Genomic DNA, 16,296 nt, shown 5'->3' with positions numbered 1-16,296 from the left:
TCGTTGACAGGTCGTGGCCCCTTGTGGGTTGAACCGCGTGCTACTCCTGCTGGTCGACGGCGGAGGAGCCACCGGATGCGTTGCCGCCCGGCTTGTCCGCATTCTTCAGCAGGTCGCCGAGGAGACCGATGATGTCCAGTCCGGTGGTGTCCTTGACCATCTGCGTGGTCTGGTGCACGCCGCTCGTGACGTTCTTGCTGAGCTGGCTCGCGCCGTCGTTCGAGACGACTGTCATGGTGTCGATCGCGGACATGGGCGCTGCGATCTCGCGGGCCATTGATGGCAGGACCTCGAGGACCTTCGAGAGGATGGCCGCCTGGTTGAACTGCTTGTAGGCTTCCGCCTGCGCAGCGATTCCGGCCGCTTCGGCCTTTCCGCGTGCCTCGGTGGACCGCGCCTCGGCATCACCCCGCGAGGCGATGACCGCTGCTTCCGCCCGGCCCTTCGCCTCGTTGATCGCAGCCTCGGCGTTACCGCGCGCAGTGTTGGCCGCGGCGTCGGCTTCGGCCGCCACCCGGTCACCTTCGGCGCTCAGCTTCCGCTTCGCGAGGTCCACGCGGGCCTCGATCTCCGTGGCCTCCGACGCACGACGGCGTTCCTCGAGCTTCGCGTCGGCCTGCTGGATGAGCCGGTACTTGTCGGCGTCCGCAGGCTTGCGGACCTCCGTGTCGAGTTCGCGTTCGCGCAGTTCCGCGCGCCGCTGGGCGACCTGCTGCTCGCGGATGATGACCTGCTCGTTCTGCTCGGCCTGGGCCAGCGGTCCTGCGGCGTCGGCCCGTGCCTGGCGGGCGTCGGCCTCCTCCTTGAGTTCGGCACGACGGATGGTGAGCTGCTGCTGGGCGAGGGCGACCTGCTCGTCGGAGATGGCGCGTGCCTGCTCCGACTCCTGCACCGAACGGGCCTCCGCGATCTTCGCATTGCGCTCCGCGGACGCGGCCTCGGGGCGTCCGAGGTTCTTGAGGTAGCCCGAGTCGTCATCCACCGACTGGATCTGGAAGGTGTCGATCTCCAGGCCCTGGTTGTGCATGGAGTGCTCGGCCTCTTCCTTCACGCTCTTCGCGAAGGTGGCACGGTCCCGGATGATCGACTCGACCGTCAGTGTGCCGACGATGGACCGCAGCGATCCCGAGAGGGTCTCCTGCGTGTAGTGGTCGATGGCGTCCTGCTGGTTCAGGAAGCGCTGTGCCGCCTTGCGGACGGAGTCGGCATCGCCGCCGACCTTCACCTGCGCCACTCCGGTGAGGTGCAGCTTGATGCCGTTGAGGGAGATGCCCTCGATGCGCAGCGTCACCTGGCGGGACGCGAGTGACAGCGGGTACGCCCGCTGCGCGAACGGGTTGATGAAGACGCGACCGAAGACGACGCGCTGGCTGTCGACGTCGGGCTGGCCCTTGTTGTCCTTGGACGAGATGATCAGCGCCTGGTCGGGGCTGGCGATGTGGAGCGCCATCTTCGCGAGGATGGCCGCGACGATGAGGACGAAAACGAGGACGATGGCACCGATGACAACTGGTATGAAGGAAAAATCCACTGCGACCCTTTCAACGGTCAACTGCTGGAACTGCCGGGAGTGCGGGACGTGACACCGCCTGGAACCTCAACCTATGCGATGCATTGCGCTTCTCTGACCCCCGAGCCGTGAAAGTGGATAAACCGTTACCTGCGCTGGTTCAGGCCGCAGCGCCGGTGAGGAATGCCTGCATCAGTGGTCCGCCCGAGGTGGAGCCGAGCTCGCCCTCCTCGACGAAGACGGCGACGGCCAGGTCCCCCTGCAGCGCGACCACCCAGGCATGCGTCCGTGGGGGGCTGTCGCTGCCGAACTCCGCGGTGCCCGTCTTCGCCAGGATGGGCGCACCAGGGACGTCCTGCAACAGTTGGGCGCCTCCCTGGGCGACGACGGCCGCCATGAGTGTCCTCAGCGTCGAGGACTCGGGAGCAGTGAAGGCGCTGGGTGCGGGGGGCTCAGCCGACTCTTCCGAGGAAGCGGACGAGGAAGAGGAATCGGACGAGGAAGAGGAAGCGGAGCCGTCCGGGGACGGCGCGGACGCGGAGGCCGCGGGGGAGGGAGCTGAGGAGGATGCCGGATCCCCGGCCGGTTGGCCCTCCTGCAGCAGTGTGGGCGTGACCCGCGCGCCTGCACCGACGGACGCTGCCATCGTGGCAAGGGCGAGGGGGGACACCAGTACCTCGCCCTGGCCGATCATCGCTGCGGCGTGCGAGGTCCCCTCCGCCTCGGTCGGCACGGAGCCGAAGAAGGCCGGCGTACCGATGCTCGCCGGGACCCCGATGCCGAGATCTGCGGCCGCGGCCGTCAGATCCGCCTGCGTGATCTTGTCGCGGGCCGAGATGAAGCCGGTGTTGCAGGACTGCGCGAAGGTCTCGAGCAGCGGGATGGTCCCGAGGAACTGCGTGGGGTAGGTGCTCGCGTTGTTGAAGGTCCGTCCGTCCACCGTGACCTCCTCCGTGCAGGCGGTCGGTGTCTCCGGCGTGAATCCTTCACGCAGCAGTGCGAGACTGGTGGCCACCTTGAAGGTGGAGCCCGGCGGGTACTGTCCGAGGAGTGCCGTCTGGAGGCCTGCACTGCCGGGACCGTTCGCGGCTGCGAGAATCTCGCCCGTGCTCGGGCGGACGGCCACGATCGACGACGCCGAGGGCTCGTCCGCGAGCACCTCCTCCCCGAGGCTCTGCAGACGTGGATCGAGCGTGATGGCGAGGTCCTCGCCGTCGACGGCGGGCTTCGCGAACAGACGCTGCGAGGGCGTCGCAGGTGCCGCGAGGGGAACCGCGTTGACCTCGAGGCCCGGTGTGCCGGAGAGCTGTGCGTCGTGCTGGAGCTGGAGCCCGCCGAGTCCGGTGATGTCGCCTGCGCGGAGGGCGCCGTCGGACTGTTCCACCAGTTCCTCCGTGGCCTCACCGACGCTGCCGAGCAGCTCGCGTGCGAAGGTGCGTGTCGGGGCGAGTTCGAGGGTGTCCGCCTGCCGCAGGGCGCCCGGGATCCCGTCGATCTGCTCGTCCGTCACGGTCCGCGTGGCGTCGTCCCGCAGGACGAGCGCGACGACGAACGCCTCCGCGCCGGCGCCGAGTACCTGCTCCTCGTAGCCGGCCGGATCGAGGTCGAGGAGGGCGGCCAGTGCGCGCGCCGACGCGGCCTGCTGTGCCTCGGGCACGCGTGTCTTGTCGATTCCCACGCGGATGACGGGGCGCTGCGTCACGATCACCTCGCCTCCCGCACCGGTGATGTCACCGCGGTCACCCGGAACGCGTGTCAGGGTCAGCTTCTCGTCGGGCAGGAGGTCCGGCACGAACACCTCGGGCGACCATGCCGCCTGCCACACGTCCTCCACCCGGGTGAGTTCCGTGGTGGTGGTGTAGGTCCAGTCCTGGTCCGTGGAGTCGAGGTCCCAGACGTAGTCGAGGGTGGCTGTCGCACTGTCGTCGCCGGTCTCCTCGACGCCCGCGACGCTCACCCCTGGCGCTCCCGGAGCGAATCCGTCGGTGATCGCGGTGAGTTGCTCGTTGATCTCGGCGGGCTGGTCCGACGCGAAGGCCGACTGTGCGACGTCGAGCTGGGACAAGCCCTCCGCGAGGGTCCGGGCCGCGTCCTCCGCCGTCGGACGATCATCGGTGCAGGCCGCCACCGTGAGGGTCAGGGCGGCGCAGGTCAGGACGGCCGTTGCACGGCGAAATTTCCCCATAGCGCCCATTATGTCCGAGAACGCCGCACGTCTCGCTCCCGTCCTCGTTCACGCCGGCCGTCGGCGCCGTCGATGGCCCGCCCGCCCGCCTCAGGACGCGACGGTGTCGCGTCCGGCGCTTCCGGCGCGGACCGTAGGGCCTGTCGGTGTCGCGTCGCCGCGCAGGGCGAGGACGAGCGCAGCTGCCGCGGGGACGGCGACGGTAGCGAGCGCCATCCCGAGCGTCACGACGTCGGGCGCCACCACCGATTGCCCGCGCTGGGCCTGCACGAACAGGGTGAGCATGAGGCCGAGATAGGACGCGGCGGCCACGGCGACGACCAGGCGCTGCCGGCGCTCCGTCAGGTGCAGGACGCCGCGTCGCACCAGCCAGGCGAGGACGAGGGCGACCAGGGGCAGGACCTGCAGGGCATGAAGGCCGACGAAATGGGCCACCCGGTTGTCCCCGAACTCGGTCGACCAGCCGAGCAGCGGCAGGCCGGGACCGCCGTCGGAAGCACCGACCGTGTGGCCGCCCGTCATGGGCCCCGTACCGGTCTGGCTGCCACGCGGGCCCGTCATGACGTAGCCGCTGAGTGCACCGATCGTCATGATCGGCACGGCCAGCTGCACCGCCAGGCCGAGGCCGCCGTCGAGCCGTCGCCGGACCAGGACCACTCCGACGAGGATGACGCAGGTGGAGAAGATCCCGATTCCGGCACCCATGATCGCCCAGAGGGTGGTGTCCAGCGGGGTGGCCGTGTTGAAGTGAGACGCCCTGCCCCGCGCAGCCTGGAGGACGAGGACGGCGAGTTCCACGATCAGTGCCCAGCCGAGCACCTCGAGCGCCACCCGGGTGGGACGGCCGCGCTCGATCCGGCCGTAGATCCAGAGCATCACCGGCACGAAGGCGATGAAGGACAGGGCGAACTTGAGTGGCTTGTTCCAGGCGGGGACTCCCGCGACCTGTGTCGGATCGACGATGGCCAGGACCGCGGAGAGCGGCAGGACGACGACGGCGCCCGCGAGCAGGACCACGAGAGCCGGGCTCACCCGCCATCCCGCGCGCAGGAGTGCTGAGCCTGTCACGACGCCACCGCCTCTGCCCGGACCGGGCCCGCACGATGCGCCGTCCGCTCCAGATGGTGCTCGCGCCACGCGAGGAACAGCGGGAAGGTGGCGGCGACGGCGATGACGAAGCTGAGGGGGACGAGGAGCCAGACGGCCCGCGACATGCCGACGCGCCTGCCTTCGACGACCATGAACAGGCAGGCGACGATCGCGACGACGATGACGTCCACGGCTGCCGACGACGATGCGGCGGTGGCGAACCATCCCGCGAGGTAGTCGTCGCCGGCCGCGATGGAACGGACGTTGAAGGTCCATGTCCCGATGGCTCCGACAGCGGCGAGAACCAGGTAGAGGTAGCGCATCGGACGTCTCCTTCATGCCGGTGAACAGTGTTCACCGAGTGTAGGGTGAACACTGTTCACTGCACAAGGTCCAATATGGGAGAGTGCCTTCTTGCCGACGCCGCCCCTCACCGTCGACGCCATCGTCGCGACGAGCCGTGCCCTGCTGGTCGAAGGAGGGGCGGACGCTGTGGTGGTCCGCGAGGTGGCCCGCCGCCTCGGTGTCACCGCTCCCGCGCTCTACCGCCACGTCAGCGGGCGCGATGATCTGCTGACGCTGTTGATCACTGCGTGCACCGATGAGGTGACGGATGCGTGCGAGGACGCGCTGGAGACCTGCCGGCCGGACGACGTGGAGGGGCGCATCCGTGCCGCCACACTCGCCTTCCGTGCCTGGGCACTCGACCACCGTCCCGAGTTCGGACTGGTGTATGGCACGCCCCTGATGCATTACGCCGCGCCTGTCGGCGGCCCGACCGTCGAGGCGGGGCAGCGCTTCGGTGGCCTGTTCGGCTCCCTCTTCGTCGAGGCGCTCGCAGCGGGCAGGCTCCGCGTGGTCGACGACGACCAGCTGTCGCCGGGGGTCCGGGCGTCCCTGCTCGACACCGCGACGCGCCTCGGGCTGCCGATGCGGGCGGGGGAGGTCCGCCCGTTCATCGTCGGGTGGCACCGGATGCTCGGGATCGTGTCGGTCGAGGTGGCCGGACACCTCCGTTGGGTCTTCGGTGAGGACGCCTCCACCTTCGCGCACGAACAGCTCGAGGAGCTCCTGGCCGAACTCCTGGTGCCCGCCGGGCCCCGGGCTGGGAGCACCTGACCCCGTTCACCTGCGGCGAAGCAGGGGGAATACCTCTTCCTCGGTCAAAGTTGAGTCGAGTACACTCAATGTAAACGAGCCCAGCTGGAGAACCAGGAAAGGAACCGCCCGTGGACACGAACTTCACCACCAAAAGCCGTGAGGTGCTGTCGGCGGCGTCCATGAACGCCTCGACGGCGGGCAACGCGCAGATCGAGCCCGCCCACTTCCTCAAGGCGCTGATGGACCAGCGCGACGGCATCGCCGTCGCACTCCTCCGGGCGGCGGGCGCTGATCCCGACACCGTCAGCGTGCAGGCGAGTGCGGCCATCAAGGCGCTGCCGTCGTCATCGGGATCCTCCGTGGCACAGCCGCAGTTCTCCCGGGGAGCGCTGCAGGTCGTCACCGCCGCGCAGCAGGAGGCGGAGACGCTGGGCGACCAGTTCGTCTCGACCGAGCACCTCCTCCTCGCCCTCGCCGCCGACGGCGGATCCGCAGGGAAGGTCCTCCGCGGCGTCGGACTGACGCGTGAGGCGCTGGCCTCGGCGCTCCCCGGCGTCCGGGGAGACCGCAGGGTCACCACCCCCGACCCCGAGAATACGTTCCAGGCGCTCGAGAAGTTCGGCGTCGACCTGACCGAGGTGGCCCGTAGCGGCAAGCTCGACCCGGTGATCGGGCGCGATGCCGAGATCCGGCGCGTGGTGCAGGTACTCAGCCGCCGCACCAAGAACAACCCCGTCCTCATCGGCGAGCCGGGCGTCGGGAAGACCGCCGTCGTGGAGGGCCTCGCCCAGCGCATGGTGGCCGGGGACGTGCCGGAGTCGCTGCGCGGGAAGACCCTCATCAGCCTCGACCTCGGATCGATGATCGCGGGCGCGAAGTACCGGGGCGAGTTCGAGGAGCGGCTGAAGGCCGTGCTCGAGGAGATCAAGGGGTCGAACGGCCAGGTGGTCACGTTCATCGACGAGCTGCATACCGTCGTGGGTGCGGGCGCCTCCGAGGGATCGATGGACGCCGGCAACATGCTCAAGCCCATGCTCGCGCGCGGAGAGCTTCGCCTCATCGGGGCGACGACGCTGGACGAGTACCGGGAACGGGTCGAGAAGGATCCGGCCCTGGAGCGCCGCTTCCAGCAGGTCTACGTCGGGGAGCCGTCCGTGCCCGACACCATCGGTATTCTCCGCGGCCTGAAGGAGCGGTACGAGGCTCACCACAAGGTCTCGATCGCGGACTCCGCGCTCGTCGCGGCCGCGACCCTCTCCAACCGCTACATCCCCGGCCGGCAGCTGCCCGACAAGGCGATCGACCTCGTGGACGAGGCGGCATCGCGCCTGCGGATGGAGATCGACTCCGCGCCTGTGGAGATCGACGAGCTGCAGCGCTCGCTCGAGCGGATGAACATGGAGGAGATGGCCCTCTCGCAGGAGAAGGACGAGGCATCGCGCGAGCGGCTCCTGGCCCTGCGCGCGGAGATGGCCGACCGCCAGGAGGAGCTCGACGGCCTCAACGCGCGGTGGGACGCCGAGAAGGCCGGCCTCAACCGGGTCGGCGATCTGAAGGCCTCGCTCGACGATCTGCGGTCGCAGGCTGACCGCGCACGGCTCGACGGCGACCTGGAAAGGGCCTCGCGCATCCTCTACGGCGAGATCCCTCAGCTGGAACGCGAGCTCCACGAAGCCCAGGCGGCCGAGGCCCAGGGGGCGGCCGCACCCGAGCTGATGGTCGCGGAGGAGGTCACGGCGAACGATATCGCCGAGGTCATCTCCGCCTGGACCGGAATCCCGGCGGGACGCATGCTCCAGGGCGAGAGCGAGAAGCTCCTCGCCATGGAGGACGTCATCGGGTCGCGCCTGATCGGACAGAAGAAGGCGGTCGCGGCCGTGTCCGACGCCGTCCGGCGTGCGCGAGCGGGCGTCTCCGACCCGAACCGGCCCACCGGTTCCTTCCTGTTCCTCGGACCCACGGGCGTCGGCAAGACCGAGCTCGCGAAGGCGCTCGCGGACTTCCTCTTCGACGACGAGCGGGCCATGATCCGCATCGACATGTCCGAGTACTCCGAGAAGCACTCGGTGGCGCGGCTCGTGGGTGCCCCTCCAGGCTATGTTGGCTACGAGGAGGGTGGGCAGCTCACCGAGGCCGTGCGTCGTCGGCCCTACAGTGTGGTGCTGCTCGACGAAGTGGAGAAGGCGCATCCCGAGGTGTTCGACCTGCTCCTGCAGGTGCTCGACGACGGCCGGCTGACGGATGGCCAGGGCCGCACCGTCGATTTCCGGAACGTGATCCTGGTGCTGACCTCCAATCTCGGTTCCCAGTTCCTCGTGGACCCGTCGCTCGACGATGCCGCGAAGCGCTCGGCCGTGCTGTCTGCGGTCAACGCGAACTTCCGGCCCGAGTTCCTGAACCGGCTGGACGACGTCGTGGTCTTCGACCCGCTGGGTCTCGACGAGCTGTCGAGGATCGTGGACCTCCAGGTCCGCGCGCTGGCGGACCGGTTGCACGACCGGCGGCTGGTCCTCGAGGTGAGTGCCGCCGCCAGTGAGTGGCTCGCGCTCACGGGGTTCGATCCCGCGTACGGTGCGCGGCCGCTGCGTCGGCTCGTGCAGCGGGAGATCGGTGACCGTCTCGCCCGGGGGATCCTCGCCGGCGAGATCGTCGACGGCGACACCGTCGTCGTCGACCGCAGGCCGCCGGAGGCGCAGGGTGCCGCGGGTGCCGCGGGTGCCGCGGGTGCCCTGAATGCCGGGTCCGACGCCGGCGGGCTGGTGGTGCACGCGGCCCGCTGATCAGGAGTCGAGCAGGCTCCGTGAGACGGTACCGCCATTGCCGACGACGGCGAAGCAGTCCACGCGGCGATCGCCGCCGGCCCAGGTACCCTCCGTCGGCGTCGCCCGGAGGAGCGTCACCTCGAGGCCGTCCGTCACGACGTCGGGGTCCATGTCCTGGGACGCCGTGGCGCACGCGGACTCCGCGCGGAGGCCCAACTGGTCGCGGCCGGGGAACTCGGCGTCATCGGGGTAGCTCTCGCTGGCGACGAGCTGCGCATTGTGCGGCTCGTCGCAGTCCACGAGGACGGCGTCCTCCGTGATCGCCGTGAAGTCCGCGAGGCACCCGCCGGCTGCGACCGAGGACGGGTCCACGATGCCCTCGTCGTCGTTCCCGCCGAACAGCGGGACGAGCAGCCAGACGAGCAGGGCGAGGAGCACGGCCCCGCCGATGATCAGCAGAAGCGGCACGGTGTTGCGACGGGCCCGGCTGCGGTCCCGCCGGGGGAGGTCATCCTGCGCGCCGTGCGGCGCCGTCGGTGACCAGGCGGTCGTGCGCGGTACGGTTCCGTCGGAACCTGCTGACATCTCGGACCCCCGTCCGCCCGCCGTGGGGGAGCCCCCGGCGCCAGGAGTGGTCCCCGGCATCGTCGATGACTGCTGCTCGTCGTCCATGGGGCCGGTGATTCCTCGTCTCTCGGGCTCTGTGTTGTGCTCGAAGCCGGCGCGCTCCGCCCTGCTGCCGACTCTATCCAACAAAGGCAGCGGTGGAGTCGGGGCGGGCTGCCCGCCGGTGCCCGCTGCCCGTCGGCGTCGTCGGCCCTGGGGCTTCCCTGTCGGGAAGCCGGGCAAGGGCACGGCATGGGCACGGCATGAGGCCCGCGTGAGCACGGCATTCGGGTGCCGCTGAAAGCATGTAACCTATACTTACGACAAATTGACCGAATACTCCGGGGCCTCGCTGCAGCCTTGGGCCTTGTGCCCCAGTGACCACCTCCGGATCGACGCAAAAAGGGGGTCACGCCATGGGGCGCGGCCGTCAAAAGGCAAAAGCTACCAAGCAGGCTCGGGACATGAAGTACTTCAGCCCGTCCACAGATTATTCGGCACTGCAGCGAGAGCTCACAGGCCCGGGTAGTCGTGCTTCCACCCGACGTACCGAACCCCTCGAGCCGGTTGAACCCGACTACTCGGAGTATGCGGACAAGTACGGCGACGAACTCGACGACGACGGCGAGGAGAGCGGCTCCCGTCGCACCGGCTGACCTTCGTCGGCGCTCATCTTCAGGATCACACGACGGCGCATCAGCCCGACAGGGCGGTGCGCCGTTCGTGTGCCATCAGGCCGGCGACGCCAGCAGTGGCTGGAAGGCCAGTTCGGCGGCGCCGACCAGGAGGAGTTCCGGGCCGAGCGCGGCGCGTCGGACCGTCACACGGCCCGCCAGCGAGGCGCTGTTGACCTGGTCCTCGAGGCTCGTGCCCGCGAAGTCCACGAGGGAACCGAGGAAGCCGCCGAGGATGATCAACGAGGGATCGAAGATGTTGACGAAATTCACGAGGGCCACCGTGAGGAGTTCCACCTGGCGCTCGGCCTCGCTCCGGATGCCAGGACCCGGGCTGTCGGCCAGCACGTCCTCGAGTGCCTCGATGCCGCCGCCGTCGAGCCCCGCGGCCCCGAGCAGCCGCTCCAGCCTCACCTCCGCGTCGAGGCAGCCGGACCGGCCGCAGTGGCACGAGGAGCCACCGGGCCGCACCAGGGTGTGCCCCAGCTCTCCGCCATATCCGCGACTCCCGACGAGCTGCGTCCGCCCGGTCACGATGCCTCCGCCGATACCACTGGCGCTGCCGTTGAGGTAGACGGAATCGGCCACACCGACGGCCGCGCCGAAGATGCTCTCGGCCAGGGAGCCGAGCGACGCGTCATTGGCGGCGACCGCGGGCAGATCCACGGCGGTGCCGAAGGGGCCGGTGAGGTCCGCGTCCCGCCAGCCGAGGTGAGGGGCCACCAGGACGCGACCGGTGCCGGCGTTGACCAGGCCGGGCAGCGCGATCCCCACGCCCAGCAGCCGGTCGATGCCGCCGAGCACCGGCTGGAGTTCGGACACCATGGCGCCGGTCAGGCGGACGGCCTCCTCGAGGGTCGGGATGCCGGCGGTCTCCCGCCGCACGCGGGCGTGCACGTGGCCGCCGAGGCCTACGACGCCGACGGTCAGGGCATCGATGTCAGGGTTGACGGCGAGGGCGGCGATGCCGGGGTTCACCCGCACGATGGGGCTCGGACGTCCCACCCGGCCACCGACGGGCTCCGTCTCCCGGACCAGGTTCTTCTCGGTCAGGGCCAGCACGAGCGCGCCGACGGTCGAGCGGTTGAAGCCTGTGCGCCGGGTGAGTTCCGCACGGGACAGCGGACCGTCGCGATGCACCATGGTGAGGATCTGGGAGAGGTTCTGCGCCCGCAGGCCCTCCGTGCCGTTCGCTGTCCCCTGGGCTGACCGCACGGCGCTGGTGCCTCCTTCGTTCGCAGGAGGCCGGTGCACACCTGATCAGCCCCCATCGTAGCGATCCGCCGGCGGAGCGGCCTGCGGTTGAGCGGCCGGTCGGCGGGATATGCCCGGTCAGGCGTGCTGCGGGGCCGGGGCTGTGGCCGGTGCAGCCGCCGTCGAGGGGGCTGCCGTGCTCTGGCGGACCACCAGACTCGTCGCGAGGTCGAGGCGCAGGTTGTTGGGCCGCTCACCGTCCCGCAACCGGAGCACCATGCGCGTCGCTTCCTCGGCCATCTGGATGAGGGGCTGGTGGACGGTGGTCAGGGCCGGGCTGGACCATTGGGCGAGCTGCAGGTCGTCGTAGCCGACGATCGAGAGCTCGTCCGGCACGCGCAGTCCGATCTGCCGCGCGGCGTCCAGGACGCCCAGCGCCTGCAGATCGCTACCGGCAAAGATGGCCGTCGGAGGTAGGGGGCCGCGTAGCAGTGCGAAGGCGTGGTCGCGCCCGCCGTCCACGTGGAAATTGCCGTAGCGGACGTAGTCCTGCTCGATGGGCAGGGAGGCCATGCCCATGGCGGAGCGGTAGCCGTCGATCCTCGCGAGCGAGCACATCATGTCCTCGGGTCCGCTGATGGCGGCGATCCGCGTGTGGCCCAGCTCGATCAGGTGCCGCGTCGCCATCATGCCGCCGGACCAGTTCGCCGAGCCGACGGACGGGACATCGGGCGAGGGGTCGCCGGCAGGATCGATGATGACGAAGGGGATGGACCGGGAGTCCAGCTTGGTGCGGAATCCCTGGGGGAGGTCGGAGAAGACGAGGACGACGCCGGCCGGACGCCGCGCCATCACACCCTCGATCCACTCGGGTCCGGGCGCCTGCCGCGTGCCCGTCTCGGTCAGGACCACACTCATCCCGTGCTCCCGTGCCACGTTCTCGACGCCGCGGATGAGTTCCAGCGCCCAGGCGCTCTCGAGTTCGTGGAAGACGAGCTCGACGAGACCCGGCCGCGTGGAGGAGACCTTGCGGCGGCGGTACCCGTGCTCCTCGAGCAGTTCCTCAACTTTCGAGCGGGTTTTCGGAGCCACGTCCGAACGGCCGTTCAGCACCTTCGAGATGGTGGAGAGCGAGACGCCGGCAGCCGTCGCGAGGTGGGCGAGGGTGACGCGCTGATCGTCCGGCGGAATCGACATACGCCCACCTTACCTTGGGGCGATTCGCCAGCGGCGTGCGGGTGCCGCCGATTTGTGACCCTCCACGCATCCCATGGTGGTGATCGCTGTGCCGATACGTCCACACAGCACACGGCAAAACTTTCGGGTCACTCGTCGAAACCTTCGAGAGGCGTCCGACGATGAACTGCGCAGCGCCTTCTGCTCCTCGAAGGCGATGAACGGCGCGGTCCACCGTTCACGGCTCGCGGCAGCCCCATAGCCGCATCGGCCATCCACCGCAATGAACGAATCGGTCTCGGTGGTCCTCGCCGGGCCGTGGGCGGGTGTGATCCGCACACCACTCCGGCGGACAGTCGTTCCGGAGGCCGCGCCCTGACGCGGGTGGCGCCCACATCCCGACCGTCCAGGTGCAGGGAGTGTGCACGGAGGGCAACTTAATGAGCTTGCCCGGGGGAGGGGAAGTCGCCAGAGTAGTAAGCAGACTGATCGTCGTCCCGTTGCACTGCGGCGGGACGACGATCAACCCTACTCATCAAGGAGCACGAGCATCATGGCATCAACAGAGCCCACCTCGGGTGCGAGTACCCCGAAGAGTCGCCGGAACGACGTCGTCGCCGCCGAGAAGGAGCGATTCGGCGGCATCAAGTTCGGGTCGGCGTTCTTCGGCTGGCTGACGGCGATCGGCCTCACCGTCATCCTCAGCGCATTGGCGACGGCGATCGGCGTCGGGATCGGGGCATCCAATTCCAGCACCGTGAACGAGGCTGCCGACCAGGCCCAGCAGAACGCCCAGACCATCGGGATCGTGAGCGGGATCGTCCTCGCCGTGGTCCTGTTCATCGCGTACTACTGCGGCGGCTACGTCGCCGGCCGCATGGCCCGGTTCGACGGCGCCAAGCAGGGTCTCGCCGTCTGGCTGTGGGGCATCATCGTCGCGATCGTCCTGGCGATCCTCGCCGCGGTGGCCGGTGACCAGTTCAACGTGCTCTCGAATCTCAACGGAGCACCCAGCATCAGGTTCGATCAGGACACGCTGACGACCAGCGGGCTGATCGCCCTGGCCATCGCCGTCCTGGTCCCGCTCGTCGCGGCGATCCTCGGTGGCAAGGCGGGCATGCACTTCCACCGCAAGGTGGACCAGGTCGGGATCGACCACCAGACCCGCCGGTAGGCCGCACCGCACCTGCACGGGCGCGTCCCGTAGAAACGAGGAAGGCACCCCCTGTCGGGGGTGCCTTCCTGCTGTCCGCGGTCCGTCAGAACGAGATCGTCGCCAGGGCGGCCCGGTACTGCTCGCGGATGAGCGGACGGTGATCCGAGGCGCGGTCCTCAAGGGTGTCGACTTGCCAGGCCGGGCGGGACCCCGAGAGGACCCAGGCCGCCTGGACCGCCGCGCCCCGAGCGACGTACTCGCCGGGCGCCGGGATGCGGACGGGCAGGTCGAAGACCTGGGCCGCTGTTTCCTGCACCGCTCCGTTCTGCGCCGCGCCGCCGATCAGCAGGAGCTGTCGGGGAACGACACCGGCCGCCCGGACGGCGTCGAGGGCGTCGGCCAGACCGCAGAGCATCCCTTCGATCGCCGCGCGGGCCATGTTCCCGCGCGTCGCCGAGGCGATGCTCAGATTGTGGAAGCTCGCCTTCGCCGTGGGCAGGTTGGGCGTGCGTTCGCCCTCGAAGTAGGGGACGAGGACCACGCCCCCAGCGCCCGGTTCCGCGCTGAGCGCCAGGTCCGCGAAGCCGTCGTGATCGACGCCCAGGACACCCGCGACGGACGAGAGGACCCGCGCCGCGTTGAGCGTCGCCACCAGGGGCAGGAACAGGCCGCTGGCATCGGCGAAGCCGGCCACCGTCCCGGACGCGTCCGCCACGGCGTCGGCGGCGACGGCGAAGACCGTGCCGCTGGTGCCGAGGGACACGACGACGTCGCCCTCCTCAGCGCCCAGCCCCAGGGCTGCGCCGGCGTTGTCGCCCGCGCCCGGTCCGAGGGTGATGCTGTGCTCAGCGCCCGCGAGATGTGCGGGGTGCACCGTGCCTGCTGCCGCGGCCGCCCCCAGGACGCGGGGGAGGACGACCGCGTCCGTCGCTCCGTCCCCGGTGCCGTCGGGCTGCGCCTCGCGAGCGGGGCGGCCGAGCATCCGCTCGAACAGCGCGAGGTCGTAGGCGCCTTTCGTCGGGTTCCAGTACGCGGTACCGCTCGCGTCGGAGCGGTCGGTGACGAGTTCCCCGAGCACCGGTCCGAGCGGCGAATCGCCGTCGGGGCCGAAGCCCCTCAGGCGCCAGGTCAGCCAATCGTGCGGCAGGGCCACGGCGGCGATACGCGGAACGACGTCCGGTTCGGCGTCACGGACCCACCGCACCTTGGTACCGGTGAAGGACGCCACGGGCGCAGACCCGGTCCGCGTCACCAGCTCCTCGAGGCCGAGTTCAGCGATGAGGTCCTGCGCAGCATCCGCGGACCGGGTGTCGTTCCACAGGAGTGCATCCCGCAACACCCGACCGTCCTGGCCGAGCAGCACCATCCCGTGCTGCTGGCCGGCGATCGCCAGTCCCTCGATGTCGGAGCCGAGCCCGTCGGCCTCCTCCAGCGCGGCGAGAAGGGCCCGCCACCACGCGTCCGGGTCCACCTCCGTGCCCTCCGGGTGGAGGGCACGGCCGGTGCGGACCTCGGCGCCGGTCACGGTGTCGACGACGACGACCTTGCAGCTCTGCGTCGAGGAGTCGACGCCGGTGACGAGGGCCATGGGTCAGCGGGCTCCGAGAAGGTGCTCGATGAAGAGCTGCTGCAGCTTCACGAAACCGAAACCCTTGCCGTTGAAGTAGGCATCGGCGTCGAAGTCCTCGTAGGAGGACCGGTCGGCGCGGAGCGCCTCGTAGCCCTCGCCGCCGTTCAGCGTGGGTTCGTTGATCTCGGAGACCCGCGAGGCGGTGAGGGCTGCCTGGACCTCGGGATCCGCGCGGAAGGCTGCGGCGCGCTCCTTGAGCAGCAGATAGGTCTGCATGTTGGCTGCGGCGGAGTCCCAGACGCCGTTCATGTCCTCGGTGCGGCTCGGCTTGTAGTCGAAGTGGCGGGGACCGTCGTATGCCGGGCCGCCGTCGGGCCCGCCGTTCTCGAGCAGGTCGACGAGGGAGAAGGCGTTCTGCAGGTCGCCGTGTCCGAACACGAGGTCCTGGTCGAACTTGATGCTCCGCTGCCCGTTGAGGTCGATGTGGAACAGCTTGCCCTGGTAGAGCGCCTGCGCGATCCCGTGCGTGAAGTTCAGGCCCGCCATCTGCTCGTGGCCCGTCTCGGGGTTGATGCCGACCAGCTCGGGGCGCTCGAGGGTCTCGATGAAGGCCATCGCGTGTCCGAGCGTGGGCAGCAGGATGTCTCCGCGCGGCTCGTTCGGCTTGGGCTCGATGGCGAAGCGGATGTCGTAGCCCTTGTCGGTGACGTAGTCGCCGAGCAGGTTGACGGCCTCGCGGTAGCGCTCAAGGGCGCCCCGGATGTCCTTGGCGGCGTCGTACTCACTGCCTTCACGCCCGCCCCACATCACGAAGGTCTTCGCACCGAGTTCGGCGGCGAGATCGATGTTGTCGAGCACCTTGCGGAGTGCGAAGCGCCGCACGCCGCGGTCGTTGCTCGTGAAGCCGCCGTCCTTGAAGACCGGGTGGCTGAAGAGATTCGTGGTGACCATCGGGACGATCAGGCCCGTCGAATCGAGGGCGCCCTTCAGGCGGTCGATCTGGTTCTGGCGCTCCGAGGCGCTGGAGCCGAAGGGGAAGAGATCGTCGTCGTGGAAGGTGATGCCGTAGGCGCCGAGGTCGCTGAGGCGGGTGACGGCCTCAACGACGTCGAGGGGTGGGCGGGTCGCGGATCCGAACTGGTCCTGGGCTTCCCAGCCCACCGTCCAGAGGCCGAAGGAGAATTTGTCGTCGCGGGTGGGCTCGATCGCCATTGAGTGCTCCAGGGGTTGTGACTAATATGTTGTCGTAATAAACATATTCGTTTTCTGCCGG

13 protein-coding genes are annotated in these 16,296 nt (G+C 69.6%); 4 read left to right on the top strand and 9 right to left on the bottom strand.

The genetic code is table 11. From position 1 onward, the window contains the following. Positions 1-40 precede the first annotated feature (40 nt). The 4 genes from FJV46_RS07925 to FJV46_RS07910 all read right to left on the bottom strand — a co-directional run bounded on the left by FJV46_RS07925 (position 41) and on the right by FJV46_RS07910 (position 5,107). Positions 41-1,531, bottom strand: a complete 1,491-nt coding sequence (locus FJV46_RS07925) for a flotillin family protein (RefSeq protein ID WP_232008496.1) — start codon at positions 1,529-1,531, stop codon at positions 41-43. A 139-nt stretch (positions 1,532-1,670) separates the two neighbouring features. Then, entirely contained in the window at positions 1,671-3,695 is a 2,025-nt protein-coding gene (locus tag FJV46_RS07920) for a penicillin-binding transpeptidase domain-containing protein (protein WP_087028398.1), read from the bottom strand. Positions 3,696-3,785: 90 nt separating this feature from the next. Further along, complete coding sequence (locus FJV46_RS07915; protein WP_126130641.1) at positions 3,786-4,763, bottom strand: hypothetical protein; 978 nt, start codon at positions 4,761-4,763, stop codon at positions 3,786-3,788. Beyond that, positions 4,760-5,107 (bottom strand): DUF2834 domain-containing protein, encoded by a 348-nt coding sequence (locus FJV46_RS07910; RefSeq protein ID WP_087028394.1) that lies wholly within the window; start codon positions 5,105-5,107, stop codon positions 4,760-4,762. The genes FJV46_RS07915 and FJV46_RS07910 overlap by 4 nt, the downstream gene beginning before the upstream one ends. 91 nt (positions 5,108-5,198) lie before the next feature. Here FJV46_RS07910 and FJV46_RS07905 point away from each other — a divergent pair, with 91 nt between their 5' ends. Then, on the top strand, positions 5,199-5,903 hold the full coding sequence (locus tag FJV46_RS07905) for a TetR/AcrR family transcriptional regulator (RefSeq protein ID WP_158250139.1): 705 nt from the start codon (positions 5,199-5,201) through the stop codon (positions 5,901-5,903). A gap of 110 nt (positions 5,904-6,013) precedes the next feature. Then, positions 6,014-8,665, top strand: coding sequence for an ATP-dependent chaperone ClpB (clpB, locus tag FJV46_RS07900; RefSeq protein ID WP_087028391.1), 2,652 nt, complete (start codon positions 6,014-6,016; stop codon positions 8,663-8,665). On the opposite strand, the gene FJV46_RS07895 is transcribed toward clpB, so the two are convergent. After that, the gene (locus tag FJV46_RS07895; protein ID WP_087028389.1) at positions 8,666-9,319 is read right to left on the bottom strand and encodes a septum formation family protein; all 654 of its coding nucleotides are present in this window, start codon (positions 9,317-9,319) and stop codon (positions 8,666-8,668) included. It abuts the gene before it with no gap. Between the two features lie 350 nt (positions 9,320-9,669). On the opposite strand from FJV46_RS07895, the gene FJV46_RS07890 reads away from it, so the two are divergent. After that, positions 9,670-9,909 carry a DUF3073 domain-containing protein gene (locus FJV46_RS07890; RefSeq protein WP_087028388.1) on the top strand — a complete coding sequence of 80 codons (240 nt, stop codon included), beginning with the start codon at positions 9,670-9,672 and terminating at the stop codon, positions 9,907-9,909. Positions 9,910-9,984: 75 nt separating this feature from the next. Here the strand turns inward: FJV46_RS07890 and FJV46_RS07885 are convergent, their stop codons facing one another. Further along, a complete protein-coding gene (locus FJV46_RS07885; protein ID WP_087028386.1) occupies positions 9,985-11,142 on the bottom strand; it encodes an ROK family transcriptional regulator in 1,158 nt (385 codons plus the stop codon). A 117-nt stretch (positions 11,143-11,259) separates the two neighbouring features. Continuing rightward, positions 11,260-12,318, bottom strand: a complete 1,059-nt coding sequence (locus tag FJV46_RS07880; RefSeq protein WP_087028384.1) for a LacI family DNA-binding transcriptional regulator — start codon at positions 12,316-12,318, stop codon at positions 11,260-11,262. A gap of 532 nt (positions 12,319-12,850) precedes the next feature. Between FJV46_RS07880 and FJV46_RS07875 the strand changes: the two genes are divergently transcribed. Beyond that, the gene (locus tag FJV46_RS07875; protein ID WP_087028382.1) at positions 12,851-13,471 is read left to right on the top strand and encodes a hypothetical protein; all 621 of its coding nucleotides are present in this window, start codon (positions 12,851-12,853) and stop codon (positions 13,469-13,471) included. An 85-nt stretch (positions 13,472-13,556) separates the two neighbouring features. On the opposite strand, the gene FJV46_RS07870 is transcribed toward FJV46_RS07875, so the two are convergent. Further along, complete coding sequence (locus FJV46_RS07870; protein ID WP_087028380.1) at positions 13,557-15,041, bottom strand: xylulokinase; 1,485 nt, start codon at positions 15,039-15,041, stop codon at positions 13,557-13,559. A 3-nt stretch (positions 15,042-15,044) separates the two neighbouring features. After that, positions 15,045-16,235: a xylose isomerase gene (gene xylA / locus FJV46_RS07865; RefSeq protein WP_087028378.1), complete on the bottom strand. Its 1,191-nt coding sequence runs from the start codon at positions 16,233-16,235 to the stop codon at positions 15,045-15,047. Positions 16,236-16,296 lie beyond the last annotated feature (61 nt).

The sequence above is a fragment of the Arthrobacter agilis genome, from assembly GCF_006494655.1.
GTDB lineage: Bacteria > Actinomycetota > Actinomycetes > Actinomycetales > Micrococcaceae > Arthrobacter_D > Arthrobacter_D agilis.
This window is presented reverse-complemented; position numbering and strand designations above follow the sequence as displayed.

What these genes read in the sequence shown, in the direction of transcription:
- FJV46_RS07920 (WP_087028398.1), bottom strand. Translation starts at nt 3,695, where the DNA reads ATGGGGAAATTTCGCCGTGCAACGGCCGTCCTGACCTGCGCCGCCCTG.
- FJV46_RS07910 (WP_087028394.1), bottom strand. Translation starts at nt 5,107, where the DNA reads ATGCGCTACCTCTACCTGGTTCTCGCCGCTGTCGGAGCCATCGGGACA.
- FJV46_RS07895 (WP_087028389.1), bottom strand. Translation starts at nt 9,319, where the DNA reads ATGGACGACGAGCAGCAGTCATCGACGATGCCGGGGACCACTCCTGGC.
- FJV46_RS07890 (WP_087028388.1), top strand. Translation starts at nt 9,670, where the DNA reads ATGGGGCGCGGCCGTCAAAAGGCAAAAGCTACCAAGCAGGCTCGGGAC.
- FJV46_RS07880 (WP_087028384.1), bottom strand. Translation starts at nt 12,318, where the DNA reads ATGTCGATTCCGCCGGACGATCAGCGCGTCACCCTCGCCCACCTCGCG.
- FJV46_RS07875 (WP_087028382.1), top strand. Translation starts at nt 12,851, where the DNA reads ATGGCATCAACAGAGCCCACCTCGGGTGCGAGTACCCCGAAGAGTCGC.
- FJV46_RS07870 (WP_087028380.1), bottom strand. Translation starts at nt 15,041, where the DNA reads ATGGCCCTCGTCACCGGCGTCGACTCCTCGACGCAGAGCTGCAAGGTC.
- xylA (WP_087028378.1), bottom strand. Translation starts at nt 16,235, where the DNA reads ATGGCGATCGAGCCCACCCGCGACGACAAATTCTCCTTCGGCCTCTGG.